Here is a 26183-nt window from a genome sequence, read left to right as displayed (position 1 = left end):
ATGAGCAAATACGAACAATTAGTCGAAACAAAAACGTTTTTACAAGAAAAAGGCATTGGTCACATTGATTTCGGAATGATTTTAGGATCCGGGCTTGGTGAACTTGCTGGAGAAGTGAAGAACCCATTAATCTTTGACTATAAAGATATTCCAAACTTCCCAGTATCAACTGTAGTCGGTCATGCTGGCCGTCTTGTATACGGTGAATTAGAAGGCAAACAAGTTCTTATCATGGATGGACGTTTCCACTACTATGAAGGTTACGATATGGAAACAGTAACGTTCCCAATTCGTTTAATGAAATTATTAGATGTTGCAACAATTATCGTTACAAACTCAGCTGGTGGTGCAAACCCAACATTTGAACCAGGGGACTTAATGATTATTACAGATCAAATTAACTACACTGGTACAAACCCATTAATCGGACCAAACGATGACCGCTTTGGACCTCGTTTCCCTGATATGAGCCATGCTTACCACGAATACGGACAAGAAGTGGTTCGTAAAGCGGCTAAAGAATTAAACATCAATATCAAAGAAGGAGTATACATGGGATACTCTGGACCAACATACGAAACACCAGCAGAAATCCGCTTCACTCAAGCAGTAGGTGGGGACGCGGTAGGAATGTCAACAGTTCCTGAAGTTATCGTAGCTAACCATGCTGGTATCAAGGTGATTGGGATTTCATGTATCACAAATTTAGCTGCAGGAATGCAAGCAAACTTAAACCACGAAGAAGTGGTAAAAACAACACAACGCGTTAAAGAAGTGTTCAAATCATTGGTTCGTAAAGTGTTAGTTTTATATTAAGAGACGAACCTCGAGGAGGAATGAATTTGTTAGTACCTTATTCAGCAACGAATAAAAAAATTGTGATGGGATTATTATCCTATATCCCAGAATTCAAGGACTTTAAACGATTGCAAGAGGAAATTGAAGAAATCGCGACGAATCCATCGATTAAATGCTGGCTTTTTAAAGAAAGTGACAGTGAGAATTTTATTGGATTGATTGGAGGAGAAAGCACAACAGACACGGTTATCATTAAATACTTATCGGTGTCACCTTCGTTTCGTGGGGAAAATATTACATTCCAAATGTTAGAAGATTTAGCAAAGATGGAAGATAAAGTATTGAGTGGAACAATTGAGACGAGTGTGATTCTCGCAAAATGGAATAAACATCGTGTAAGTGAGGAACCATGGAAGATTTAACAATTAAAGTAGCTGAATACGAAGGACCGATGGATGTCCTCTTGCATCTGATTCGTGAGATGAAAATCGATATTTACGATATTCCGATGAATGAATTAACGAAGCAATATTTGAACTTCATTCATTCTATGAAAACTTTGGAGTTGGAAGTGGCAGCTGAATATTTAGTAATGGCATCAACCTTATTAGAAATCAAAGCAAGAATGCTTCTTCCAAAACCAAAATTAGAAGAGTTGGATGAAGACGGGGAGCTAATCGTAGAAGATCCTCGTAATCAGCTAGTCCAACAACTATTGGAATATCAACAAATTAAAGAAAATGCCAAAAAGCTAGAGGAGCTTTCTTTCCTAAGGGGGTTACACTTCGGGAAAGAAGCAAGTGACTTGTCTTCTATGCAAGAAATTATTCCTTTAAAAGAAGGAGAAGTGACGACTCAAGATTTATGGAATGCGTTAAAGAAATTAGCGCGTAAGAATATTGCTAAGATGCCGCTCAAGGCTAATATTCAACATGAAACGCATACAGTTGAGGAATTGATGGATTCGATTATTTCAAAAATCGAGCATACAGATAAGAAACAAGTTCCATTCGAGGAATGTTTCCCAGCGTTCAACAGGCATGCGATTACAACAACATTTTTAGCGATGTTACAGCTCGTTCGTGAACATCGTGTACGTTTTATTCAAAGTTCTCCATATGAGGATATTTTGATTGAGAAAAGACAAGAAAAGGAGAAAGAGAGTGACTAATTACATTTCAGTATTAGAAGGCTTACTATTTGTTGCTGGAGATGATGGGATTACATTAGAAGAAGCAAGCTATATTTTAGAACTCGAAAGAAGTGCGGTTCGTCAGTTGCTAGATGAATTAAAGAAACGCTTAGAGGACGAAAATAGTGGCCTAGAACTTCTTCTCACAGCTTCTCATTATAAACTTGTGACAAAGGCTAGTTTAAAATCCTATATCGAAAAATATGCGGTTTCTCCATATTCTTCTCAATTGTCTCAAGCTTCTCTAGAAACGTTGGCGATTATCGCGTATAAGCAACCTGTCACACGTGTGGATATTGAATCGATTCGTGGCGTTCAAAGTAGTGGTTCGATTCAAAAACTTCTTTTAAGAGATTTAATCGAAGAGGCTGGAAGATTAGAGACACCCGGACGTCCAAAATTGTATAAAACAACAGCGTATTTCATGGATTACTTTGGATTAGAATCGCTTGATGCACTGCCAGATGCTTCTGATTTATTTGATTTAGATTCTGAAGAAGCAAATCAATTATTTAGAGATAATCATGATTTATTTGAAGAGTTGGAAATACGCTCTAAAGAACATCATGAAGTAGAAGAAGAGAAAGAGTAGGTTTTTTTGTGGAAAGATTACAAAAAGTAATGGCACACGCAGGTGTGGCATCCCGCAGAAAATGTGAGGCATTTATTCAAGAAGGCCGCGTTAAGGTCAACGGTGAAATCGTCAGAGAACTTGGATTTAAAGTAGGTGCCAATGATAAAATTGAAGTAGACGGTATTCCAATTTACAAGGAAGAACCTGTATATTTTATGTTTTATAAACCCAAAGGAGTGCTTTCAAGTGCCAGTGATGATAAGGGAAGAACCGTTGTGACGGATTATTTTAAAGATGTAGAACAACGCGTGTATCCAGTGGGACGTTTGGACTACGATACGACAGGACTTCTTTTATTAACCAATGATGGTGAGTTTTCAAACTTGATGACTCATCCAAAGCATCACGTGGAAAAGAAATATATTGCGAAAGTTAAAGGAATTCCAACACCTCGTCAAATGCGTCAATTGGAACGCGGAATTGTTTTAGATGGGAAGAAAACGTCAAACGCAATAGCTCAAATTTTATCAGTTGATACAGATAAAGGAACAGGGATTGTCGCTTTAACGATTCACGAAGGATGGAATCATCAAGTGAAGCGTATGTTTGAAGCAGTGGAATTACCTGTTATGAAATTAAAACGTGAAGAGTTTGGATTTTTAACGTTGGAAAACTTACGCCCTGGAGACTATCGTGAATTACGCTCATTTGAAGTACAGAAACTAAGAAAGCTCGCTTTAGACGAAAAATAGATTTCTATTAGGGAGTCATACAAAGAAAAACGGACTCATACTGTTGTGAGTCCGTTTTGTTTATTTATTCTTCTGTAAAGGGTCTGTTTTTTCGTTTAATGGCACCAGTTGGACAGGCTGTATAAGCATCTTTGAACTTTTCCAGCGTATCTTCTGGTAGTGGAACTGTTCCGGTATTGTTGTCTTGTTTTACAAAGGCAATCCCTTCAGCGTCGTACTCGAAGATTTCAGGAGCACGTAGTTGACAGATGCCACATGCGATGCAAGACTCGCAATCAACTTTTGTATAAATTTTTGAAAGAGAGGATTTTTTATCCATGAGTCAGTACTCCTTTTATCAAATTTGGATATTACATGCGATCAAGTCGTATGGTGTGGTTCCGATAAATCGATTATATCGTATTTTAACAGGAAATCGTACCATGTCGACTTTAATTGGCGTGACAGAAGATAAAACTGAAGTATTTTTTGCTAGTTTACCTCATTTAAAAGAAGAGTACTTTCATCAATTAGTAGATGGATTATTCCGTGAAGGAATAGTTAGCGAAAATGAATCAGGCTTAGTATTGCTAAGAGAGATTCCGGATTTTCCACTTGTGACAAATGGAAGACATGCTGTCAATTATTTGATGCATCCATATTCATTTGTGCAATTACGAGATGTCACAAGACTCTGGGTCGAATGGATTAGTTACAACCGCTACGAAGAAACACGATATCGTCCTCTCATTCAAAATGTATGGTTACAGCAATTATTTAAGCGATGGTATAAAGAAGAAAAAGAGAACATTACGCCAGTTTGGTTTAGAAGTGTTGTGGATGAATTCAAGGTTTGGTCTGAGAAACAAGAAGAATCTGTGAAAGGGCATTGGGTAGGGCTTTTTAATGGAGCTAAGTCGACATCAGCTCTAGAAAATGAGCTTGTTTCGTTGTGGGAATTTACCACGGTTGAAGACTGTGAGCCTCTTTCAAGATTAGTCTTGATGAAATGGGTGAGTGATGTCTTTGAAGAACCTGAAAATTCTCCAATCACTTATGGATGGTTTTCTAAAATGTTTGAATGGATTTCTCATGAAACGAGTTCCGTTCAAGAAACAGTTCGTCTGTTTTGTAAAGGAATGAAACGCACAGAAATTGCCCACCTTCGTAAGCTTAAAGAGAGCACGATTAACGACCATCTCTTAAAGTATGTGTTACTTACAAAAGAGGCATTATATGAACGCGTTGAAGAAACGAAGGCTGCCGTGGCGTATAAATCCCTCTTTGAAAATGGACAATATCCTAGGTATAAAGAGGCTAAAGACCAATTTGAAGCAGCAGGGAAAAAACTAGATTTCTTCTTATTCAGATACTATCAAATTAAAGCCTTAAAGGAGCGTAAATGACATGGATCCAATATTGAATCGATTCGGATATGATGCGTTCAGAGAAGGCCAGAAAGAAATCATTACGGCTCTTGAAGAAGGGCATGATGCGATTGCGATTTTACCAACAGGAAATGGAAAATCATTTATTTATCAATATATCGGTATCAAAGAAAACTGTAGAGTCGTTATCGTGTCTCCTCTGATTGCGTTAATGGTCGACCAAGTAGCTAGTTTAAAACAGCTCGGAATACATAGAGCGGTTGCCATCACGTCTCTTATGTCAGAGTCTGAGAAAAATTATATTTTAAGTACTTTAAATGAGTATCAATTTATTTTTGTTTCTCCAGAAATGCTGCAAGCGCCAAGATTCTTTAAGCAATTATCAAAACTTGAAATTGGATTACTCGTTGTTGATGAGGCGCATTGTATATCGCAGTGGGGGTATGACTTTAGAAGCGATTACCTATTTATTGGTAAGATGAGAAAAAGTTTAGGAAGTCCTCGAACGTTAGCGCTAACTGCCACAGCGACGACTCAAGTCATTCATGATATTTATACATTTTTAGGATTAAATAAAGAGGAGACGACTTATTTCCAAGGACATGCCTTCTTGAAGAATCGTGAAATTGATGTTATTTCGGTTGAAGGTCTTCGTAGTAAGATGCTTTCTGAATTGTTGAAGCGTGTGGAATATCCTTGTATCGTGTATGCCTCAACAATCAAAGAGATTGAAGGGTTAAAAGAATCACTCCAAGAGGAAGGATTTACAAAAATTGATACCTTTCACTCTAAGAGACATAGTAGTGACCGTCAAACGATTCAGCAGAAATTTTTTAGAGGAGAAATCAACATTCTATTAGCAACAAGTGCATTTGGAATGGGGATTAATCAGTCGAATATTCGTACGATTATTCATTATCAACTTCCACAGACACTTGAAGATTATGTGCAACAAATTGGTCGAGCTGGAAGAGACTTGCAATTTAGTCGTTGTATCGCCTTGATTCATTCAGACGATTTTCCCCAAATGAGACGTAAGATTGAACGCTCCTATGAAGTAGATGATGAGGAAGAGACGGAACTTCATCAAAATATCAAAGAGATTGCGAAAACGTTTCGTTGGAATAATAATCAAACGAGTGCATTTATAAAGAAACAGCGAGAGCGTAAATTAAAGCAAGCAGAGCGGATTGAAGAATTTGCGACAACGACCTTGTGCAAAGAACAATATCTAGCTCATTTTTTCGGTGAAAAAAGGAAAGCTTCGTGTGGAAAGTGTAGTAGTTGTAGGCATCTTGATTTGTTTTTAATGGGGATTTCTTCTAAGTGGAATGAAGTGGAAAATTCAAAAAATTCCTTTGAAGAGAGCTTTAAAAAATTATTTAATCTCTGATTAAATAGAGTGATTTTTAATTATTTTATGCTACAATAGAGCTAAGGTAAAAGTTTGCACCTAAGCACATAAATATGCTATATTGATTAGTGAATTGACTGAGGATTGTATTGGGTCAAATTAGGAGGATTTTTGATGAGCGATAACTTTAATAATGATGACTTAAATAAAACTGAAGAACAACCATGGGAAAGAAAATTTGGTGAAGATGAAAATTTAAAAAATCGTCAATTTTCTCGTAGTGCAAGAAATTCTGGTGGGAAAGCAGTAGCGCCTTTATCAAATGTACTATTATTTGTATTCCTAATTGTGATTGTTGCACCAGTATTGTTCATGATGTGGTTCTCAATTAGTAATAACAGTAACCAAGTGAAACCAAGAACAGCTGATGATGTAATGCTTACTAAAACGGTTGAAACAACGACAGTAGCCCCAGAAACAACAGTTGCACCAACTACAAAGCAAGAAGCAACAACTGCAGCTCCTGAAGCGACTACGACAGCTCCTAGACAGGCAGAAACAACACAACAAACACCTACAACAGCAGCTCAACAAAACGGAAATTACGGAACCTATGTTGTTAAACAAGGAGATACTTTATACCGTATTGCTGTAAATCATGGGATGGATGTTGCTACATTAAAACAAATTAATGGTTTATCAGGAGATAATATAGCTCCAGGAACTACTTTAAAAGTTAAACAATAATAATTAGTTAATTTTTAGAAGTCTGAGACGCAAGACGTTTCAGACTTTCTTTTTGAAAGGAAGAATAGAATGCAAGTTGCAATTGATGGACCAGCTTCATCTGGAAAAAGTACGATTTCAAAATTGATTGCTAAAGAAACGAATTTTCTATATTTAGATACAGGTGCGATGTATCGTGCAACAACATTGGCTTTTCTAAGAAATAATATTGCAGTAGTGGATGATGAAGCAATCAAAGAGTTATTAGAGAATTTAGTAATTAGTTTTAGAAATACGGATGAAGGCCAACTCGTTTTCTTAAATGGGGAAGATGTTACACATGAAATCCGTGATCTTGAAGTGACACGAAATGTCTCTGAAGTTTCAGCGATTAAATCAGTAAGAGCAAAACTTGTTCAAATGCAAAGGGAAATTGCCGAAAATCACTCCATTATTATGGATGGGCGGGATATTGGAACTGTAGTACTTCCAAATGCTGAATTGAAAATTTTCTTAGTAGCTTCAGTTAAAGAACGTGCATTGCGCCGTTTCAAAGAAAACCAAGAGAAGGGTATCGAATTATCTCTTGAAAAACTAGAAGAAGAAATTGCTCACCGTGACTATTTAGACAGCACTCGTAAAGAGTCTCCTTTGAAAAAAGCGGATGATGCGATTGAAATTGATACGACAAGCCTATCAATTCAAGAAGTTGTTTCTAAAATCACGAATCTTATCCAAGAAAAGTTAACGAATTAACCAGATTTTACACAAAAACACTAGAATTCGTTTTCATTTAGTGGTATGATTGTAAATGGATAAAAAGTTTGATTTTACACAAAAAGTAAACTTTGCGTTCGTATGAATTGTCGCGCTAGGAGGAAGTCACATGTCAGAATTACAAACAATGCAAGATGCGCTAGATATCGTTAAAGATATTCAAATCGGAGATTTAGTACAAGGTGAAGTATTAACTCTACAAGATAAACAAGCCATCGTCGGAATTATCGGTGGAGGCGTGGAAGGGGTTATTCCTTTCAATGAATTATCAACATCACCAGTGGAACGTGTAGAAGACGTTTTATCAGTAGGAGATGTCGTTGATTTAGTAGTCATCAAACAAATCAAAGATAAAGAAAATGGAAGTTTCTTACTTTCAAAGAAACGTGTAGATGCACGTAAAGTTTGGGAAGAAATTCAAGCTAAATTCGATAACAAAGAAATTATCGAAGCTCCAGTTGTGGATGCTGTTAAAGGTGGTTTAGTAGTAGATGCAGGAGTTCGTGCTTTCGTACCAGCTTCTATGGTATCAGACCACTATGTTGATAACTTAGCTCAATTCAAAGGCCAAACATTAGCTTTTGAAATTGTTGAAATCGAACCAAGCGAAAATCGTTTAATCTTATCACGTAAAAACTTAGTTGCAGCTGAAAAAGCAGCTAAGCGTGCAGCTGTATTTGAATCAATTCAAGAAGGTTCTGTAGTGACTGGTAAAGTTGCTCGATTAACAAACTTCGGTGCGTTTATCGACTTAGGTGGAGTGGACGGATTAGTTCATATTTCACAAATCTCTCACGAACATGTTGCAAAAGCAAGCGACAAATTAGAAGTTGGCCAAGAAGTTCAAGCAAAAGTTATTTCTGTAGATCCTGAAAGCGGACGTGTATCATTATCAATCAAAGATACATTAGCAGGACCTTGGGATAATATTGAAGAACGTGCAGCTGTTGGTTCAGTATTAGATGGTTTAGTAAAACGTCTAACTACTTTCGGAGCATTCGTTGAATTATTCCCTGGAGTAGAAGGGTTAGTTCACATCTCTCAAATCGCTCACCAACATATTGCAACACCACACGAAGTTCTTAAAGAAGGTCAAGAAGTTCAAGTGAAAGTTCTTGAAGTTCATCCAGAACAACAACGTATTTCTTTAAGTATTAAAGCTTTACAAGAAGCTCCAAAACCTGAAAAAGAAGAAGTTGAAGAAGTGGTTGAAGAAACTTACGAATTACCTGAAGAAGATGTTTCATTCTCTTTAGCAGATCGTTTAGGTGATCAACTTTCTGAACTTAAAGTTGAAGAATAACATTCATATAAAAGTTAAGTGGAAATAGTCTGGACTGGTTCCAGACTATTTTTATGATAGAATTAGAGAAAAAGGAGGAATAGTATGTCAACACCAGTTATTGCCGTTGTAGGGAGACCAAACGTTGGAAAATCTACAATTTTTAACCGTATTGTCGGAGAACGTATCTCTATCGTAGAAGATATCGCCGGAGTCACTCGTGACCGTATCTATTCTGAAGGTGAGTGGTTAGGGCACTCATTTAATATTATTGATACAGGTGGAATTGACATTACGGATGAACCGTTTATGTCAAACATCCGTATGCAAGCAGAAATTGCGATGGAAGAAGCAGATGTGATTATATTCCTTACAAGTGTAAAAGAGGGCGTGACAACGACTGACGAACACATTGCAAAATTACTCTATCGTACAAATAAACCAGTTTTACTTGCTGTTAACAAAGTGGATAACCCAGAATTACGTTCAGAAATTTTTGATTTCTATGCGTTAGGATTCGGCGAGCCATTTCCAATCTCAGGAAGTCATGGTTTAGGTCTTGGTGATTTATTAGATGCAGCTGTTAAAGCTTTCCCTGAAGATAAAGGAGACGAAGAGGATAAAGATGTAATCAAGTTTAGTTTCATCGGACGTCCAAACGTAGGGAAATCGAGTTTAGTGAATGCGATGCTTGGTGAAGAGCGTGTAATTGTATCGAACGTTGCAGGAACGACACGTGATGCCATTGATACAACTTTCGAAGACGAAGAAGGTACTGTCTTCAAGATGATTGATACTGCCGGTATTCGTAAGAAAGGTCGTGTCTTTGAATCCACTGAAAAATATAGTGTTCTTCGTGCCTTAAGAGCGATTGAACGAAGCGATATTGTTTGTGTGGTCTTGAATGCCGAAGAAGGAATTCAAGAACAAGATAAGAAGATTGCTGGATACGCTCATGAAGCCGGTAAAGGTGTCGTTATTTTAGTGAATAAATGGGATACTCTTGAAAAAGATAATTCAACGTATAAAGAGTTTGAGGACAAGATTCGTCAAGAATTCCTATATTTATCATACGCTCCGATTATCTTTGTATCTGCAAAAACGAAACAACGTCTCTCAAAAATCCCACCAATCCTAAAAGAGATTCATGAAGTTCGTTCACGTCGAATTTCATCTTCAGTGCTGAACGATGTATTGATGGATGCTATTGCCATGAACCCAACTCCAACGGATAAAGGAAACAGATTGAAAATTTACTATATGACACAAGTAGCGATTCAACCACCTACGTTTGTTACTTTTGTTAACGATGTAGAATTGATGCATTTTTCATACGAGCGGTTCTTAGAAAATAGAATTCGTTCTGCTTTCGGTTTTGAAGGGACTCCAATCCATATGATTACCCGTCAAAGAAAGTAAAAAAAATCATATCTATCTTATAAAAGACGATATAAACCATTGAAACTATTCTCTTAGAATGTTATACTTTAGAAGAAATCAAAACTATTTAGATTTCCAGATTAGTTGGACCACTCAACAAAATCTGATAGAAATTCTTATTTGATGGAGGTGAAACTAAAATGGCTAACAAAGCAGAATTAGTAGATCGCGTTGCTAAAAAAACGCAATTAACAAAGAAAGATGTTTCAGCAACAGTTGAAGCTTTATTCGAAACAATTCAAGAGGCTTTAAAAGCAGGTGAAAAAGTTCAAGTTATCGGATTTGGTAACTTTGAAGTTCGCGAACGCGCTGCTCGTAAAGGACGTAACCCTCAAACAGGTAAAGAAATTAAAATCAAAGCTTCTAAAGTTCCAGCATTCAAAGCTGGTAAAGCTCTTAAAGATGCAGTTAAAAAATAATTCAATTGAACTATTTTCTTAGCAAGAAGTTTTAAATGGTGTTATATTAGAGATATCTCTATATAATGCCATTTTTTATTATATACATATTTATTAATAGTTTTTATTATATCAAGGAGAATTTATGACTACAGTAATTAAAGAGATACAACAAGCTTTAGAAGAACAAGATATTGAAAAAGTATATGAATCTTATCATCGATTTTTTGATCATTTTGACCCAGAAAATGACCTTCAAGAGATGGCGGACTTGGCAACATATTCTGTATCCATCGGGTTCTATGAAGAAGCAAAAAGGGCTTTGTTACGACTTACAGAAGTTGAACCAGATGAAGCGATTTGGACGATTTTACTAGCTGAAATTTTAGTTGCTGAAGGTGAAACAGACCAAGCGTTATCGATTCTGTATGATATTCCAGAAACAGATCCAGACTATCCAAGTGTATTGGTGGTACAATCAGAAGCATATCGTGAAGAAGGGGACTTTGATTTAGCAGAGAAAAAACTCTTAAAAGCAAAAGATTTGGAACCGGATGAAGCTATCATTGATTTCTACTTAGGAACATTATTATTTGAAGCGGGTAGTTTCGAACGTAGCGCCTTTTTCTTAGAGCGTTTCTTAAAGCAAAATCCAGAGGAAACTGGGGAAGAGGAACGTGCACAAGAATTGTATGTTGAAGCAACTTTGAGAATGGGAAATAAAGAGCCCTTAGAGCAATTTATTGGGGAAGAGAGTATTGACGGGCTATCAAGTGATTTACTCACTCAAATGGCTTCGTATGAGTCCATTGAGGGCAATTATGAGAAATCTCTCGAGTACTATATGGAACTTCTGGAACGTGAACCTGAAAATAGTGAAGTGACACTAAACGTAATTCAATGTCTTTTAATCTTAAAACGTGATGAGGAAGCAAAAGCCTATGCTAAGAAATGGATTGCTTTTGATGAATTGAACGATGAAGCACATCGTATTCTTGGACAAATTGAAATTACAACAGGGAATCAACAGGAAGGATTACTTGAATTAAAAGAAGCCGTAAACTTAAATAATGATTCAATTCTCAATGTGACAAGCTATGTTGAAGCATTGAATGATGAAGAAGAATATGAGGAAAGTATTGCATTTCTTGAGAGTCTAGAAACAAAAGAAGATGCAGTTATTCTTTACTTGTTTGCGAAAACTTATGAAGCAATGGAAGAGTACAGTGAAGCATTCAAGAACTATCAAAATGCCTATGAAGCAGGGGAAAGTTCCTTAGAATTCTATGAAGATTACATTCGATTTATGATTGAAGAAGGTAGAAAGGAACAAGCAAAAGTAGTTTTACAAGAAGCTTTGAAATTAGATCCGTTTAATCCAGAGTTTATTCGTTATTCATTTATTTTTGAAGAATAGGAGTGGTAATATGTTTAACCCAAGTTTAGAAACCAAGAAAAAGTTTATTTCGTGGTTTATCTCGAACCATTCTTTAAAAAGAAGAGAATCCCTTTGGATTTTAAATTATCTTTTAAACCATGAATTATTATTAAAACAAATTCATTTTGTTGAACATGTAGAAGCAACTCCAAAAGGAATGTTGTTTTCGACGATTAAACCTGCTCAAGAATCCTTCTTATTTTTTAAAGAAGGCACCTCTTTTGATAATCCAGAAGTTGCTTTTCATGATATGCGTCTTCATTGGAAAGAAGATTGTTTCGTTGAACTTGATTTTCCAAACGCATATAAAAGTATGGTAAGTTTTGGTGTGTTAGAAAAGAATCCGTATTTCATTTCAGAACTTGATGAAATAGATTCTGTAACAGAAGAACTACAAACCATTCAAAAGGAAGTTCAAATCTCGCAGTTAAAACTAGAAATCAATGAAGCACTTGAAAAAATGGACTCAGAACTCTTTATGCAATTAACAAATCGATTAAAGGAGTTAGAAAATGAATAAATTTAATCGAAAAATTGACATTCTATCGGTTCCACTTTTTGTTGCAGCTTTACCTGTTTTACAAACCTTAAAGAAGGCTGGACATGAAGCAGTATTTGTTGGAGGGTCCGTTCGAGATTTAGTGTTGGGTAAAGAGATTTCTGATGTAGATATAGCAACAAGCGCGACACCAGAAGAAGTTAAATCTTTGTTTACTCATACGGTTGATGTAGGTATTGAACATGGTACAGTGCTAGTCATTTATCATCAAGATAGTTATGAGGTTACAACCTTTAGAACGGAAGGGACTTATCAAGATTTTAGACATCCGGATTCTGTTACCTTTGTTAGAAGTCTTGAAGAAGATTTAATGAGACGGGACTTTACCATTAATGCATTAGCTATTAATGATCAAGAAGAAATTGTCGATTATTTTGATGGACTTAAAGACTTGGAAAACTCTATCATTCGATGTGTTGGAAATCCTATGGAGCGTTTTAATGAGGATGCCCTTCGAATGATGAGAGCTATACGATTTGCAGGTCAATTAGGTTTTACAATAGAATCGAAGACTTTTAATGCCATTCGTGTTCTGAAAAGTAATTTAGAACGTGTTGCGGTGGAGCGAATGAAGGTAGAATTTGAGAAAATGATTGTTAGTTTGCATCGTAACAATGCGTTTCTTGCATTTATCGAATCAGATTTGTATCAATCATGTCCGGATTTTGCAAATTCTAGAGAAACATTGAAAAGAATTGGAGAGTTTCCATTGAGTTCTATGTCGATTCTTCAAGCGTGGGTTTTATTTGCGTATTATAATCAATTAAGTGTTTCCGAGCTAAAAAAAGTATTAAAAAATTGGAAATCTTCAAATGAGCAAATTTCTGAGACGTTGATAGGATATCAAACGCTTCTTAATCGTTTAGATAAAGAGTGGGATTCATTCATGGCATACGAATGTTCAGAAAGGATTGCTATTGAAATTGAAGGATTACTCCCTGGACTTGGTAGAACTGAAAATCATAATATTTTAACTCAAGTGTATAAAACTTTACCTATTCATTCTATGCAAGATATTCAGATAGATGGATTTGGTGTAAAAGAAGCATTAAAGCTTGAAAAAATGGGGCCAAAGATAGGGAAAGTTCTTCAAGCAGTTGAGAAGGCCATACTCTCTAATAAATTAAAAAATGAAAACCATGAAATTGTTGATTGGATAAGGAACCATTTTCTCGAAGATTAATGCTATGAAATCAATTTCATTTTTTCATTTATTAGTATTAAGTCTTGAATGAAAGGCGTTTCAATGGTAAAATTAATCTTGTAAGCAATAATATTTTAAGGAGTGACCCTATATGAAAAAGGTTATGTCAGGTTTACGATTTGTATTTAGAAATGGAGAAACATGGACGATTAATCGCCGTTTGATTGGTGACTTATGGATTAAAAAAGTTACAACTTCATTTGGACGTATTAACGGTGGAGAATTCCAAGAAATTCACCCATGTGAATCATTACGTATTGAAATCTTACCAGAAGCTGACCACGTAATGTCTGAAGACATTAACTTAGGTGGATTAGAATTAGGTATGTTCGAACGTGTTAAAAAATATAGCGATATTGAATTAATGGATATTTTATATTTAGATGGAAATCATCCAAAATCAGATGTAGTTGTTGAAACTGACCGCGTTTATTTCCCATACAGCCCTGTAGATGAAGATGGAAATGACAACAAATTCCAAAGTTCAGCTATTGGATCTCACGGAAACTTATTTATCGTAATTGATCCTGAAAAATCTGTAGAAGATATCTACCCTGAAATTTAATGAATTTAGAAAGTCTAAGACTATTTTGTCTTAGACTTTTTTATATTAAAATTTTTATATAAGAGGCTAGTTCTTTTCAAATTTTAAAGGTATAATGAAGCCAGAATAATTTAAAGGAGAGAGAGTATGAAAGTATGTTTTATTGCAGCTGAGGCAGCTCCTTTCGTGAAAGTTGGAGGTTTAGGAGATGTTATTGGCTCTCTACCGAAGGCGCTTCGTGAACTGGGAATAGATGCTCGAGTAGTATTGCCCCTATATTCTAGCATTGATCGTGAACGATTTGGTTTAAAATATAGAGGATATCAGTTTGTTGATTTAGGTTGGAGACACTTATATTGTGGAATATTTGAAACTGTAGTTGACGGCGTTCCGTTTTATTTTATTGATAATGAACAGTACTTTAAGAGAGAGAGTATCTATGGACAAGCCAATGATGGTGAGAGATTTGCTTTCTTTTCTAAAGCTGCTCTTGAGATTTTACCTGGTGTTGACTTTAAACCAGACATTGTTAACGTAAACGATTGGCATACAGCTCTTTCTGTCATTTATTTAGATGTGTTGAAGAGTAGAGAAGCAGATTTCTACAAAAATATGAAAAGCGTTCTTTCGATTCATAATATTGAGTTTCAAGGACGATTTAACCCGTATGAAATGGGCAATCTATTTGGGCTAGATAATAAATATTTTGATGCGTTAATTTATAATGGTGATTTGAATTTATTAAAAGGTGCTATTCAACTTGCGGATCGTATCAATACTGTTAGCGAAACCTACGCTCGTGAGATTTTAGATCCTTATTTTTCTTACGGATTAGATAAAATTTTAATTGTTGAACAAGGAAAATTAAAAGGGATTTTAAATGGAATTGACATTGAAAAATTTAATCCTAAAACAGATCCGATTATTCCTATTAACTATGATATCCATACTTTTGAAGATAAAGTAAAGAATAAGTTAGAACTTCAGAAAGAGTTAGGATTAGAAGTAAGCGAGGATATTCCATTAATTGGTATGGTTACAAGATTAACTCATCAAAAAGGAATTGACCTTCTCTTGCAGGCTAGCGAAGATATTTTAAGAACAGGGGCACAGTTAGTTGTGTTAGGAACCGGTGACGCTCATTATGAGAGTGCTTTACGTTCTCTCGAAAATTATCGCCATGATCGAGTTCGCAGCATTCTTCTATTTTCCAATGAAATGTCCGCAAAAATATATGCTTCCAGTGATATTTTCCTAATGCCTTCTAAAACCGAGCCTTGTGGTTTGTCACAATTAATCTCAATGAGATATGGTACAGTCCCTGTGGTACATCGTGTAGGTGGATTGCGAGACACCGTAATTCCTTTTACTGGAGTAGAAGGAAATGGATTCACGTTTGAAAGTTTCCAATCGGGAGATATGATGGATGCAATTTATCGTGCAGTAACTTGTTTCTATCAATCACCTGGTGAATGGAATCAAATTATCCAAAATAATCTCAATAAAGATGTTAGCTGGGAAAAATCTGCTAAACAATATTTGTCGTTGTATCATGAAGTGCTGTAAGAAGAAAGAGGAAAATAAATGGTTGATAAGAGCTTAGTAAGTCGTGTTGACAATTCGTTAAAGAATCAATTTGGTGTTACTATTTCAAACGCGAGTAAACGACAAGTCTATGAAGCATTAATGAGATCTGTTCGTGATATTTTAATGGAAAAGAAGTTTAGTTATGAACAAACTTTAAAACAAACTCGTCAGAAACGTGCCTACTATATGTCTATGGAATTCTTAGTGGGTCGTACTTTAAGAAATAATTTATTTAATTTAGGACTTGAATCGGAAGCAAAAAATTACTTAAAAGAAAATAATTTTTCTTTAAATGAAATCTACAATATGGAACCAGACCCAGGACTTGGAAATGGTGGTCTTGGAAGACTTGCTGCTTGTTATTTAGATGCATTAACAAGTAATGAGTATCCTGTAACAGGGTTTTCTATTCTTTATGAATATGGAATTTTTAAACAAGTTATTACTAATGGTTGGCAACAAGAGTTTCCAGATCAATGGTTAGATTTAGGAAAGTATGGACTAGTTTACCGTCATGATGAAGAAGTAGAGGTCCGTTTCTATGGGGAATTAGAACAAGTGATGACAGATACGGGTTTAAAAGTAATCCATAAAAATTACACCTCTATCCAAGCAGAACCTTATGATTTATTGATTTCAGGATATGACGCTTCTGCAGTAAATACACTACGTCTATGGGAAGCAAAAGCCAAAACTGGCTTCAATATGAAGCTGTTTGAACGTGGTGAATATACTAAATCATCAGAGGCTGAAGCAATTGCGTCTTCTATTTCTAAATTATTATATCCAGCCGACGTTACTAACGAGGGTAAAGAGTTACGAATTAAACAACAATACTTCTTTATTAGTGCTTCATTACAACAATTAGTGAAGAACCATTACCATGAATTTGGTACATTAGAAAACTTTTCTGAACACGTTGCGCTTCATATTAATGATACCCATCCTGCTATGGGTGTTGCTGAATTAATGCGCTTATTAGTGGATGAATATGGATATGATTGGGACAAAGCATGGAAAATTACGACAAAAACATTTGCTTATACAAACCACACGATTATGGCAGAAGCTTTGGAAAAATGGGCAGTTTCATTATTCCAACCAATTCTTCCTCGTATTTATTCTATTATTGAAGAAATTAATAGACGATTCTGTTTATGGGTAATGGAACAAGGAAAAGAATATACCTTAAGTGATACAGCGATTATTTATGACGATATGATTAAGATGGCCAATCTTTCAATTGTAGGAAGTCATTATGTGAATGGGGTATCAAAACTGCATAGTGATATTCTTGTTCGTGATACTTTTAAAGCATTCAACGAATTATATCCAGGAAAATTTGGAAATGTGACGAATGGTATAGCTCATCGACGTTGGTTAGGACAAGCCAATCCGGAGCTAGCCTCTTATTTAGAACAATTAATTGGAAATGATTTTATTAAAGATCTTTCTGGCATCTCTAAATTAAATGCCTATAAGGATGACGAAAATGTTTTAGAGGCACTTAGAGAAATTAAACTAAAGAAAAAAGAGCAGTTAGCAGACTATATTCGTGAAACTCTTGCGATTTCAGTAAATCCTCATTCAATTTTTGACGTACAGGTGAAGAGATTACATGAATACAAACGTCAATTATTAAATGCTTTGCACATTGTGTATCTTTACCATGAGATTAAATACAGCGGATTACGTCCGACACCACGCACATTTATCTTTGCTGCGAAAGCTTCTTCAGGATATCAAATGGCGAAAAACATTATTAAATTCATTCACTCGATTTCTCAAATGATTGAAAGTGACGAATTAGTGCGTGAATATATTAAGGTAGTATTTATTCCAGACTACAAAGTAACGTTAGCAGAAATCATTTTGCCAGCTGCGGATGTCAGTGAACAAATTTCTCAAGCAGGTAAAGAAGCTAGTGGTACAGGTAATATGAAATTAATGTTAAATGGTGCAGTGACTCTTGGTACAATGGACGGAGCGAACGTTGAAATCTACGAAGCTGTAGGAGAAGACAATATCGTGATTTTCGGGCTAGAAACAGAAGAAGTAGAAGCGTTATATGCTCAAGGTTATAAACCATGGGAGTACTATAATCGTTCACCTAAGATTAAGACAGTTCTTGATTTCATCCGTACAATGACGGTTGGTGGAATGAATTTCAACTTCATCGTGGATTATTTATTAACTCAAGATCATTATATGTGTCTTGCAGATTTTGATAGCTATGTTGAAGCACAAGAACGTATTGAAAAAGCCTATAATGATTCCAATAAATGGATGAAGATGAGTCTAGCAAACATTGCAAACGCTGGAATATTTTCAGCAGATCGTTCTGTGGAAGAGTATGCTAAAGAGATATGGCATATAAAAAAGGTAGAAGGCTAAATAAAAAAAGATTATCACAACCGTGATAATCTTCTTTTTATTTTTTGATTTTATAAACTGCAAACCCAACAGATGGAATGATTAATCCTTTAGGATGGTTACGTGTAGGAGTGCTAGAAAATAATTGTTTACCATGTAATCCTTCTACGAAGTGAGAATGGTTGTTGATATTTACGGCACAAATAAGAGATTCTCTTTGATAAATTAAACAACCATCTTGACAGTAAATAACTTTATAATCTCCTTTGAACTCTTCTTTATAATCATTTCTAAATTTTGTTAGAGACAAATAATGTTCAAAAATCTCTTGATTCATTTTTGCTTTATCAAAAGTTTTACGATTGTATGGGTCTCTAAATCCTTGCATTCCAATCTCGTCTCCATAATAAATAGATGGAACACCAGGAATCGTGAATTGGATAAAACTTGCCACTTTTAGTTTCCTAATAGCATCTTCTAGCATATCTCCAGATAACTCTAAAGTAGGTCGTTCGTGGAGAGGGACATCCTCAGTATTATTAAAACCAAGAGATGTTAAGATGCGTTCAGTATCATGGCTATCTAATAAGTTCATTAATACTTCTAAAGCAGGTTTTGGATAATGGTCAATGATTTCTTCAAGAGCATATTTTAATGCTGAAGCATCTTTTGTTTTAATAAACTCTATAATTGCATTTTTCCAAGGATAATTCATTACACTATCCAATTGTTCTCCAAGGAAATACTTTCTACGACGATCATAAGCTACTTTAGTTGTCGCATCTTCCCATACTTCTCCAATAATAAGTGCTTCAGAATCGGTTTTCTTTACTGTTGTCCGAAGTTCATCTAAAAACTCGTCAGGAAATTCATCCGCCACGTCTAGTCGCCAACCAGAAATTCCTAAATGTTGCCAAAATGGGAGAACCCCATCGCTTGGATTATTGATAAAATCCATATAAGATTTGTTTAACTTATTAACGGTAGGAAGGTTGGAAAATCCCCACCATGAATGATAGGTATCAGGGTAGTGCATGAAATTAAACCATGAATAATATGGAGAATTGATTGAATTAAAGGCACCATTACTTTCATAGTGACCTTGTTTATTAAAGTAAATACTATCATCACCAGTATGGCTGAATACACCATCTAGAATAATATGGATACCATGCTTTTTGAAAAGCTCACATAACTCCTTAAAGTCACCATTTGTACCTAAATACGGATCGACATTAAAATAGTCAGCAGTTGAATACCGATGGTTATCTGGACTTTCCATAATTGGATTCAAATAAATACAATTAACATTTAGTTTTTTAAAGTGTTCTAGTTCCTCTTCAATTCCCTTTAGATTTCCTAAGAAGAAATCTTGAGCTTTATAATTTTCATGAGTGATTCCTGAATCGGGATTATCATTCCAATCAGAGTGTTTAATTCGAACCTCTTCATTACGAGCAATTGGGGCTTTATATTTGTTACTTTTTTTAAAACGATCAGGGAAAATTTGATACATAATTCCACCTTTAAACCAATCTGGAGTGTGGAATTCTTTATCATATACAGTTAATTGCCAGCAATTCACTTCATCAAAGTAGAGTGTAGGAACTGCCTGAAATTTGTTATTGCTTAAAAAATACATCCCGATTTCTGATCGAACCTCAAAGTAGTAGAAGTAAAGACCGGTATCTAATTTAGAAATTTCAAAAGTATATAGTGTCCCATCAGCTTCAATCTTAGATAGACTTGGATGTAACACATGTATTTTTTGAGTAAAATCTTCTTTAAGAATTAATTGTAACGATGAAAGAGGAGTGTCTTTAGTCACTTTTACTTGTATAAAGACAGATTGTTCATTGGTCACTGCACCAGCAGGATACTTATTCATAAGTGAGTGATATTGAATCATTAGTAACCTCCTTTTTATTTATAAATCTAGTTTCATTGTAATACAAACTTCTTAAAAGTGATAACAAAACGAAGAATTGAAAAATATTATAGATACAACAATAAATAACATGAAAATTCACACAATAGTATAGGAAAATTAAAAAAATATGATATAATTTATAAAAGAGAAATTGTTCAACTAGTAACATTTTCTAATTTTTTATCCAGAACTTGAAAACGCTTATCTGTATAGTAAAGCGATTTGAAAAGGAGTGATTGTCAAGTGCAACAAATGGCAGAATATTTATTTCATGAAGGCAGAAACTTTCATAGTTATGATTATTTGGGTAACTTTCTAACTGAAGAAGGTTGTACATTTCGAGTATGGGCTCCTAATGCCAAAGAAGTCTATGTGACTGGTGAATTTTGTAATTGGGAACCTACTAAATATGCTATGAAACGAATAAATGATAATGGAATTTATGAAATAACAATTCCAGGAATTAAGCAATTTGATGCTTATAAATATGTCATCATTCCTTATAATGGAGATTTTCTTTGGAAAGCTGATCCGTATGCAAGACATGCGGAAACAAGACCCAATACGGCATCAAAAGTATATGAATTTCCTGAATTCACATGGTCTGATTCAAAGTGGATAGAACAAAGAAATATTCCATATCAAAATGCTTTAAATATATATGAGGTAGAATTAGGATCTTTTAAGAGAAAAGAGAATGGAGAATCATACTCTTACCGAGAATTAGTGGATGAATTGATTCCCTATGTAAAAGAGATGAACTATACCCATATCGAATTACTTCCAATTACGGAATATCCATATGATAAATCATGGGGATATCAAGTGACAGGCTTTTTTGCTGCAACATCTAGATTTGGGACTCCTGAAGACTTTATGTATTTTGTGGATGAATGCCACAAAGCCAATATAGGAGTTATTTTAGATTGGGTTCCGGGTCATTTTACCAAAGACGCTTTCGGATTATATGAATTTGATGGAACGCCTTGTTACGAGTATGGAGACCCCCGAAAACAAGAACATAAAGGATGGGGAACAAGGGTATTTGATTATGGAAGGTCAGAAGTACTATCTTTTCTATTTTCTAGTGCTGTTTTTTGGATTGAGAAGTTTCACATTGATGGCTTAAGAGTCGATGCAGTCAGTTCGATGTTATTTTATAACTACTGTAGAAATGAAGAAGAGTCAGCAAGAAATATATACGGTGGCTTTGAAAATCTTGAGGCGATTCATTTTATTAAAGAACTGAATCAATTTGTGAGAACTCATTATCCAGGGGTGATGATGATTGCTGAGGAGTCTACTTCTTATGAAGGGGTAACAAAACCGGTTGAAGAAGGAGGCTTAGGATTCCACTTTAAATGGAATATGGGATGGATGAATGATTCCCTTGATTACTTAGAAACAGATCCTTTGTTTAGAGGAGGAATTCATCATCAATTTACTTTTTCTATGATGTACGCATTCACTGAGAATTATATTTTACCTATTTCTCATGATGAAGTCGTTCATGGAAAGAAATCTCTAGTAGATAAAGCGCCGGTATCTTACGAAGATAAGTTTGCAAATTACCGTGCCTTTATGGGATATATGATGGCACATCCGGGAAAAAAATTAAACTTTATGGGAAATGAAATTCCGCAAATTATTGAATGGAATGAAGAAAGAGAATTAGATTGGTTCCTACTAAAATATCCGATTCACGATGCTACTCATCGTTATGTGAAAGATTTGAATGCTTTTTATAAGAAACATTCAGAATTATGGCAGTTAGATGGTGGATGGTCAGGATTCAGGTGGCATGAGGTTCAAGATATTTGGAATAATGTTTTCGCGTTTTCTAGAATAAATGAATCTGGGGATGAAATTTTAGTTATTTCTAATTTCTCAGGGAACTTAATCAGAAATTATAAATTGGGTGTTTCTAAATGGGGTAGTTATAAGGTTGTTTTAAATTCTGATGCAAGAAAGTATAACGGAAGTGGGCTTATCAATAGAACTCTTCATACAAAAACTCAACCACATAAAGAGTTTGATTATACGTTGGAGGTAAATGTACCACCGTTTTCAACTTTGTATATTATTAATAATAATTAATCGGAGGATAAACATATGGCAAGAAAAAAAGAAATTGTTGCAATGCTACTAGCTGGTGGACAAGGAACACGTCTCCAAGTTCTTACGAAAGATATGGCCAAACCAGCTGTCCCATTTGGTGGAAAATATCGAATTATTGACTTTCCACTTTCTAACTGTTCTAATTCAGGAATTTCCACAGTAGGTGTTCTTACACAGTTTATGCCTCTAGAACTGAATTCCTATATGGGGAATGGTAACCCATGGGATTTAGACAGAGTTGATGGAGGTTTAACGATTCTTCCTCCGTATACTGCTGGAAAAACGGGTGAATGGTATAAAGGAACTGCAAATGCCATTTATCAGAATATTAAATATATTGAACAATATGATCCAGAATATGTTTTAATTTTATCAGGGGATCATATTTACAAAATGAATTACAATAAGATGCTTGATTTCCATAAGGAAAAAGAAGCTGACTTAACAGTAGCTCATATTAATGTACCACTAGAAGAAGCGAGCCGTTTTGGGATTTTGAATACGAATGATGACTTACAAATCATTGAGTTTCTTGAAAAACCAGAACATCCAATTTCAACAAAAGCCTCAATGGGAATTTATATTTTTAACTGGAAAGTTCTCAAAGAGTATTTAATTCGTGACGAGGAAAATCCTGAAAGTGAAAAAGATTTTGGGAAAAATATTATTCCAATGCTCTTAGAGGAAAATCGTCGTATTTTTGCATTTCCTTTTGCTGGTTATTGGAAGGACGTTGGTACGATTGAGAGTCTTTGGGAAGCCAATATGGACTTAATTAAACGTAGAGATGAATTTAATATCTCTGATAAAACTTGGAAAATTTACTATCGACATGAAGGGAAACTACCTCAATTTATTGGAGATAGTGCTCAAGTAACAGATTCAATGATTTCAGATGGGACGATTGTGTTAGGAACCGTTCATGAATCTATTGTTTCTTCTGGAGTATCCATTGAAAAGAATGCTAAAGTTCAAGGAAGTATTATTATGCAAAATGCTGTAATAGAAGAAGGAGCAACAGTTATTAACTCAATTATTGCCGAAGGAACTGTTGTAAAATCTGGAGTAACAGTAGGGCATTCTGAAGTGGAACTTGGTCAAGATATGATTACCGTAATTGGTAAAGATGAGATTGTTACAGAAGATACAAAAGTTGGAGGTAACTAATATGATTAAAGCGTTTTGTGTACTATTTGCAGATAATTATAGAAATGATGATTTACAAGGATTAGTTCGAAATCGTACAGCAGCTGCATTGCCAGTAATCTCTCGCTATCGTATGGTTGACTTTATGATTTCTTCTCTTGTGCATGCCAACATTGATAATATTGCAGTCCTTACCAACCATAACTATAAATCTTTATTAGATCATATGTCTCATGGTAAGGATTGGGATTTGAACCGAAAAAATCGTGGACTAAAATTTATTACTCCTATGTCTAATTATTTATCGACGCGAATTCCTCAAAATAAAATTGAGGCTTTAGCTAACACGATGGTTTATACACAAAGTTTAGATGAAGAATTTGTTATTTTAGCGGATACCAATATTATTGGAAATATTGATTTTAAAGAAATGTTCCAATACCACTTAGATACGGGTTCTGATATCACGGTTGCTTATACTTATAGAAAGCCTAATGTTGGTGAATCACAAATCATTTTTGATGAAAATCATAAAGTATATGAGTCTCTTTATCATTTTGATGGATCAGATAATATTTGTGCTACTCAAGTAAAAATTTACATTTTGACCAAGGAACTTTTCAATGGCATTGTTAAGAAGGGATTAACTCTAGGATGGGAAGATATTCTTAGAGACTATATTGCAAAAAATTTAGAAACTTTACGTGTGTTTGCATATCAAATTAAAGGTTATTTGAAGGTTGTTAATAATATCAAAGATTATTATGATTTAAATATGGATATGTTAGATTTTGATAATCTTAAGGATGTATTTCTATCTGGAACGGATATAATTACACGTGTACAAGATACAGTGCCTACTATTTATGGTAAAAACGCTGATGTAAAAGGATCTATACTTGGTGATGGATCAAAAATTAACGGAACTGTTGAAAATAGTATAATCTTCCGTGATGTAGTCGTAGAAGAAGGCGCGGTTGTACGAAATAGTATCATTTTATCGGATGCGGTTATAAAAACAGGTTCTCATCTGGATTATGTAATTGCCGATAAAGGTGTAGTTGTTAAACAGCATACTGTTCTTACAGGAACTGAAGAAGTACAAGTAGTGGTAGATAAAGGTAAAACTGTTTAAAATAAATATGGCTCTTTGTCAAATAGTGTTGATGAAGAATATTAGGAAGGGATTAAGCAACTAATTGTTGCTTAATTCCTTTTTGTTTTGGGCCAAACATTTTTGTTATTAAAATAATCCTGTTCCTAAAGTGATAATAGTTTCTAAAGCCATAGGCATTTCTTTTGAGCACTTTTATTTTATTGTTTATTCCTTCAATAGGTCCGTTTGTTCTAGTTGGATGCTCACAAGTATTTTGAATATATGGCAGGTAAGTAATTAGAGTTTTTAATACTCTTTTTAAACCAGAAGATAGGTCTAATTGTGTAGCTGCTTCAATCATTTCCTTGAATTCTATATAATCTCTAGCTTGAATACATTCACGAAGTGAATGTACAACCTCATAATCATTTTTAAGAGATGGATTGTTTTCCAAAATATAATCCACGATTCCTTTACTTGTTATAAAACTTTCAAAAAGCTTATAACGATTATATTTATAGTTCTGAAGTTCGTTAGGATTCTTTAAAATGAACTTCCAATAGTGTTTTAACTTTCGATATAATTTAGGGTCTTTATAACGATGCTTATTCATGACACGTACCCGAGTACGATTTAATTCTCTATTTAAGGCTTGTACGATATGAAAAGGATCAATGATAATTTTTGCGTTAGGAAACATTTCTTTTATTAATTGAATGTACGGTAGGTACATGTCGATTGAGATAGTTTTTACCATTAATCTAGTCTTGGGCTCAAAACGATGAAAATATCTTTTCAAATTGTAAGATTTTCTATCTCGTACAACATCGACCAGCTTGTGTGTAGTGCTATCACAAATAATGAAACTCATATTACTATCGGAAGATTTAACGGATTTAAATTCATCAAAGCATAAATGCGCAGGTAAATCATGTAATGGTTTAATCGTTAAGAATCGTGCTGTATCATCTATGATACGTCTGACAGTATGAACTGAAACATTTGTTTCTTTTGCGATATATGTTTCAGATACTGTTTCACTTATTTTTGATTTGATTTCGTTTTTTAATCGTTTCGAGATATGACAGTGTTTTTCTACAATTCGACTAGTGTCTGCGGTAAATGAAGAGCCGCATTCTCTACAGAGAAATCTCTGCTTGCGTAGATTTAAGTAGGCCGGAAGGCCTGAAACAGAACAGAGAGTGATACGAGAAGTTTTCGTCCCATTTTTAACAATATTATGATTTTGGCTAACACATCCACAGACGGTACAAAATTCTGGTTTATGCGTATATGTAGCTGAATAAAATAAAGATTTTCTCTTTTTAAATATCTTCTCTTGAACTTTATTATCCCAAATAATATTTTTATCTTTGATTTGTAGCGTAGCTTCTAGTATATTGTTCATATGGTCATCATCCTTTTGTATTAGGTTTAGGCGCTTTTAATATAATGGATGTTGGCCTTTTTGTATACACTAAAATAGGGTTGTGGAAAATTTCCATCAACCCTAAAAATTATAGAACCA

General features: G+C 34.7%; 24 protein-coding genes. 21 read left to right on the top strand and 3 right to left on the bottom strand.

Going from position 1 to position 26183, the window contains the following annotated elements; translation table 11 throughout:
- From ADH99_RS00315 to ADH99_RS00295, 5 genes are read left to right on the top strand one after another with little or no spacing between them, the layout of a single operon-like run.
- Entirely contained in the window at positions 1-816 is an 816-nt protein-coding gene (locus tag ADH99_RS00315; RefSeq protein ID WP_049554457.1) for a purine-nucleoside phosphorylase, read from the top strand.
- 26 nt (positions 817-842) lie between these two features.
- A complete protein-coding gene (locus ADH99_RS00310) occupies positions 843-1220 on the top strand; it encodes a GNAT family N-acetyltransferase (protein ID WP_049554458.1) in 378 nt (125 codons plus the stop codon).
- Complete coding sequence (locus tag ADH99_RS00305) at positions 1208-1969, top strand: segregation and condensation protein A (RefSeq protein ID WP_049554459.1); 762 nt, start codon at positions 1208-1210, stop codon at positions 1967-1969. The genes ADH99_RS00310 and ADH99_RS00305 overlap by 13 nt, the downstream gene beginning before the upstream one ends.
- Complete coding sequence (gene scpB, locus ADH99_RS00300; RefSeq protein WP_005605719.1) at positions 1962-2582, top strand: SMC-Scp complex subunit ScpB; 621 nt, start codon at positions 1962-1964, stop codon at positions 2580-2582. The genes ADH99_RS00305 and scpB overlap by 8 nt, the downstream gene beginning before the upstream one ends.
- An 8-nt stretch (positions 2583-2590) precedes the next feature.
- Positions 2591-3316 (top strand): pseudouridine synthase, encoded by a 726-nt coding sequence (locus ADH99_RS00295; RefSeq protein WP_049554460.1) that lies wholly within the window; start codon positions 2591-2593, stop codon positions 3314-3316.
- A 64-nt stretch (positions 3317-3380) separates the two neighbouring features.
- On the opposite strand, the gene ADH99_RS00290 is transcribed toward ADH99_RS00295, so the two are convergent.
- Positions 3381-3635, bottom strand: a complete 255-nt coding sequence (locus ADH99_RS00290; RefSeq protein ID WP_049554461.1) for a ferredoxin — start codon at positions 3633-3635, stop codon at positions 3381-3383.
- Between the two features lie 103 nt (positions 3636-3738).
- Between ADH99_RS00290 and ADH99_RS00285 the strand changes: the two genes are divergently transcribed.
- From ADH99_RS00285 to ADH99_RS00225, 13 genes are all read left to right on the top strand, one after another.
- The gene (locus ADH99_RS00285) at positions 3739-4701 is read left to right on the top strand and encodes a helix-turn-helix domain-containing protein (RefSeq protein ID WP_049554462.1); all 963 of its coding nucleotides are present in this window, start codon (positions 3739-3741) and stop codon (positions 4699-4701) included.
- Position 4702: 1 nt separating this feature from the next.
- Positions 4703-6076, top strand: coding sequence for a RecQ family ATP-dependent DNA helicase (locus ADH99_RS00280; RefSeq protein ID WP_049554463.1), 1374 nt, complete (start codon positions 4703-4705; stop codon positions 6074-6076).
- 135 nt (positions 6077-6211) lie between these two features.
- The gene (locus ADH99_RS00275) at positions 6212-6784 is read left to right on the top strand and encodes an SAG1386/EF1546 family surface-associated protein (RefSeq protein ID WP_049554464.1); all 573 of its coding nucleotides are present in this window, start codon (positions 6212-6214) and stop codon (positions 6782-6784) included.
- Between the two features lie 69 nt (positions 6785-6853).
- The gene (cmk, locus tag ADH99_RS00270; RefSeq protein ID WP_049554465.1) at positions 6854-7519 is read left to right on the top strand and encodes a (d)CMP kinase; all 666 of its coding nucleotides are present in this window, start codon (positions 6854-6856) and stop codon (positions 7517-7519) included.
- Positions 7520-7649: 130 nt separating this feature from the next.
- Positions 7650-8843: a 30S ribosomal protein S1 gene (rpsA, locus tag ADH99_RS00265; protein WP_049554466.1), complete on the top strand. Its 1194-nt coding sequence runs from the start codon at positions 7650-7652 to the stop codon at positions 8841-8843.
- A gap of 84 nt (positions 8844-8927) precedes the next feature.
- On the top strand, positions 8928-10241 hold the full coding sequence (der, locus tag ADH99_RS00260; RefSeq protein WP_049554467.1) for a ribosome biogenesis GTPase Der: 1314 nt from the start codon (positions 8928-8930) through the stop codon (positions 10239-10241).
- 161 nt (positions 10242-10402) lie between these two features.
- A complete protein-coding gene (locus tag ADH99_RS00255) occupies positions 10403-10681 on the top strand; it encodes an HU family DNA-binding protein (RefSeq protein WP_005605703.1) in 279 nt (92 codons plus the stop codon).
- 124 nt (positions 10682-10805) lie between these two features.
- Positions 10806-12077 (top strand): tetratricopeptide repeat protein, encoded by a 1272-nt coding sequence (locus ADH99_RS00250; protein ID WP_049554468.1) that lies wholly within the window; start codon positions 10806-10808, stop codon positions 12075-12077.
- Positions 12078-12087: 10 nt separating this feature from the next.
- A complete protein-coding gene (locus ADH99_RS00245; protein ID WP_065427278.1) occupies positions 12088-12618 on the top strand; it encodes a YpiB family protein in 531 nt (176 codons plus the stop codon).
- Entirely contained in the window at positions 12611-13840 is a 1230-nt protein-coding gene (locus tag ADH99_RS00240; protein WP_049554470.1) for a CCA tRNA nucleotidyltransferase, read from the top strand. Before ADH99_RS00245 ends, ADH99_RS00240 begins: the two co-directional genes overlap by 8 nt.
- Before the next feature lie 112 nt (positions 13841-13952).
- Positions 13953-14426, top strand: coding sequence for a hypothetical protein (locus tag ADH99_RS00235; protein ID WP_005605696.1), 474 nt, complete (start codon positions 13953-13955; stop codon positions 14424-14426).
- A gap of 126 nt (positions 14427-14552) precedes the next feature.
- Positions 14553-15971, top strand: a complete 1419-nt coding sequence (locus ADH99_RS00230) for a glycogen synthase (protein WP_049554471.1) — start codon at positions 14553-14555, stop codon at positions 15969-15971.
- A gap of 18 nt (positions 15972-15989) precedes the next feature.
- Entirely contained in the window at positions 15990-18386 is a 2397-nt protein-coding gene (locus ADH99_RS00225) for a glycogen/starch/alpha-glucan phosphorylase (RefSeq protein ID WP_049554472.1), read from the top strand.
- 37 nt (positions 18387-18423) lie between these two features.
- On the opposite strand, the gene ADH99_RS00220 is transcribed toward ADH99_RS00225, so the two are convergent.
- Positions 18424-20274: a glycoside hydrolase family 13 protein gene (locus ADH99_RS00220; protein ID WP_049554473.1), complete on the bottom strand. Its 1851-nt coding sequence runs from the start codon at positions 20272-20274 to the stop codon at positions 18424-18426.
- 273 nt (positions 20275-20547) lie between these two features.
- Here ADH99_RS00220 and glgB point away from each other — a divergent pair, with 273 nt between their 5' ends.
- Genes glgB through glgD form a run of 3 tightly spaced genes read left to right on the top strand, consistent with a single transcriptional unit; the run spans position 20548 to position 24694 of the window.
- Complete coding sequence (gene glgB, locus ADH99_RS00215; RefSeq protein ID WP_049554480.1) at positions 20548-22392, top strand: 1,4-alpha-glucan branching protein GlgB; 1845 nt, start codon at positions 20548-20550, stop codon at positions 22390-22392.
- Between the two features lie 15 nt (positions 22393-22407).
- Positions 22408-23580, top strand: coding sequence for a glucose-1-phosphate adenylyltransferase (locus ADH99_RS00210; RefSeq protein ID WP_049554474.1), 1173 nt, complete (start codon positions 22408-22410; stop codon positions 23578-23580).
- A gap of 1 nt (position 23581) precedes the next feature.
- Entirely contained in the window at positions 23582-24694 is a 1113-nt protein-coding gene (gene glgD / locus ADH99_RS00205) for a glucose-1-phosphate adenylyltransferase subunit GlgD (protein ID WP_039848801.1), read from the top strand.
- A gap of 52 nt (positions 24695-24746) precedes the next feature.
- On the opposite strand, the gene ADH99_RS00200 is transcribed toward glgD, so the two are convergent.
- Complete coding sequence (locus ADH99_RS00200) at positions 24747-26063, bottom strand: ISL3 family transposase (protein ID WP_049554475.1); 1317 nt, start codon at positions 26061-26063, stop codon at positions 24747-24749.
- Positions 26064-26183: the final 120 nt, after the last annotated feature.

The organism is Granulicatella sp. 572.rep1_STHE (assembly GCF_001073445.1).
In the GTDB taxonomy this organism is placed as follows: Bacteria; Bacillota; Bacilli; order Lactobacillales; family Aerococcaceae; genus Granulicatella; species Granulicatella adiacens.
Note: the sequence above shows the minus strand (reverse complement) of the source record. Positions and strands in the feature narration are given on the sequence as shown.

What these genes read in the sequence shown, in the direction of transcription:
- ADH99_RS00315 (WP_049554457.1), top strand. Translation starts at nt 1, where the DNA reads ATGAGCAAATACGAACAATTAGTCGAAACAAAAACGTTTTTACAAGAA.
- ADH99_RS00305 (WP_049554459.1), top strand. Translation starts at nt 1,208, where the DNA reads ATGGAAGATTTAACAATTAAAGTAGCTGAATACGAAGGACCGATGGAT.
- ADH99_RS00290 (WP_049554461.1), bottom strand. Translation starts at nt 3,635, where the DNA reads ATGGATAAAAAATCCTCTCTTTCAAAAATTTATACAAAAGTTGATTGC.
- ADH99_RS00285 (WP_049554462.1), top strand. Translation starts at nt 3,739, where the DNA reads ATGTCGACTTTAATTGGCGTGACAGAAGATAAAACTGAAGTATTTTTT.
- ADH99_RS00280 (WP_049554463.1), top strand. Translation starts at nt 4,703, where the DNA reads ATGGATCCAATATTGAATCGATTCGGATATGATGCGTTCAGAGAAGGC.
- ADH99_RS00275 (WP_049554464.1), top strand. Translation starts at nt 6,212, where the DNA reads ATGAGCGATAACTTTAATAATGATGACTTAAATAAAACTGAAGAACAA.
- cmk (WP_049554465.1), top strand. Translation starts at nt 6,854, where the DNA reads ATGCAAGTTGCAATTGATGGACCAGCTTCATCTGGAAAAAGTACGATT.
- rpsA (WP_049554466.1), top strand. Translation starts at nt 7,650, where the DNA reads ATGTCAGAATTACAAACAATGCAAGATGCGCTAGATATCGTTAAAGAT.
- der (WP_049554467.1), top strand. Translation starts at nt 8,928, where the DNA reads ATGTCAACACCAGTTATTGCCGTTGTAGGGAGACCAAACGTTGGAAAA.
- ADH99_RS00255 (WP_005605703.1), top strand. Translation starts at nt 10,403, where the DNA reads ATGGCTAACAAAGCAGAATTAGTAGATCGCGTTGCTAAAAAAACGCAA.
- ADH99_RS00250 (WP_049554468.1), top strand. Translation starts at nt 10,806, where the DNA reads ATGACTACAGTAATTAAAGAGATACAACAAGCTTTAGAAGAACAAGAT.
- ADH99_RS00245 (WP_065427278.1), top strand. Translation starts at nt 12,088, where the DNA reads ATGTTTAACCCAAGTTTAGAAACCAAGAAAAAGTTTATTTCGTGGTTT.
- ADH99_RS00240 (WP_049554470.1), top strand. Translation starts at nt 12,611, where the DNA reads ATGAATAAATTTAATCGAAAAATTGACATTCTATCGGTTCCACTTTTT.
- ADH99_RS00235 (WP_005605696.1), top strand. Translation starts at nt 13,953, where the DNA reads ATGAAAAAGGTTATGTCAGGTTTACGATTTGTATTTAGAAATGGAGAA.
- ADH99_RS00230 (WP_049554471.1), top strand. Translation starts at nt 14,553, where the DNA reads ATGAAAGTATGTTTTATTGCAGCTGAGGCAGCTCCTTTCGTGAAAGTT.
- ADH99_RS00225 (WP_049554472.1), top strand. Translation starts at nt 15,990, where the DNA reads ATGGTTGATAAGAGCTTAGTAAGTCGTGTTGACAATTCGTTAAAGAAT.
- ADH99_RS00220 (WP_049554473.1), bottom strand. Translation starts at nt 20,274, where the DNA reads ATGATTCAATATCACTCACTTATGAATAAGTATCCTGCTGGTGCAGTG.
- glgB (WP_049554480.1), top strand. Translation starts at nt 20,548, where the DNA reads ATGGCAGAATATTTATTTCATGAAGGCAGAAACTTTCATAGTTATGAT.
- ADH99_RS00210 (WP_049554474.1), top strand. Translation starts at nt 22,408, where the DNA reads ATGGCAAGAAAAAAAGAAATTGTTGCAATGCTACTAGCTGGTGGACAA.
- glgD (WP_039848801.1), top strand. Translation starts at nt 23,582, where the DNA reads ATGATTAAAGCGTTTTGTGTACTATTTGCAGATAATTATAGAAATGAT.
- ADH99_RS00200 (WP_049554475.1), bottom strand. Translation starts at nt 26,063, where the DNA reads ATGAACAATATACTAGAAGCTACGCTACAAATCAAAGATAAAAATATT.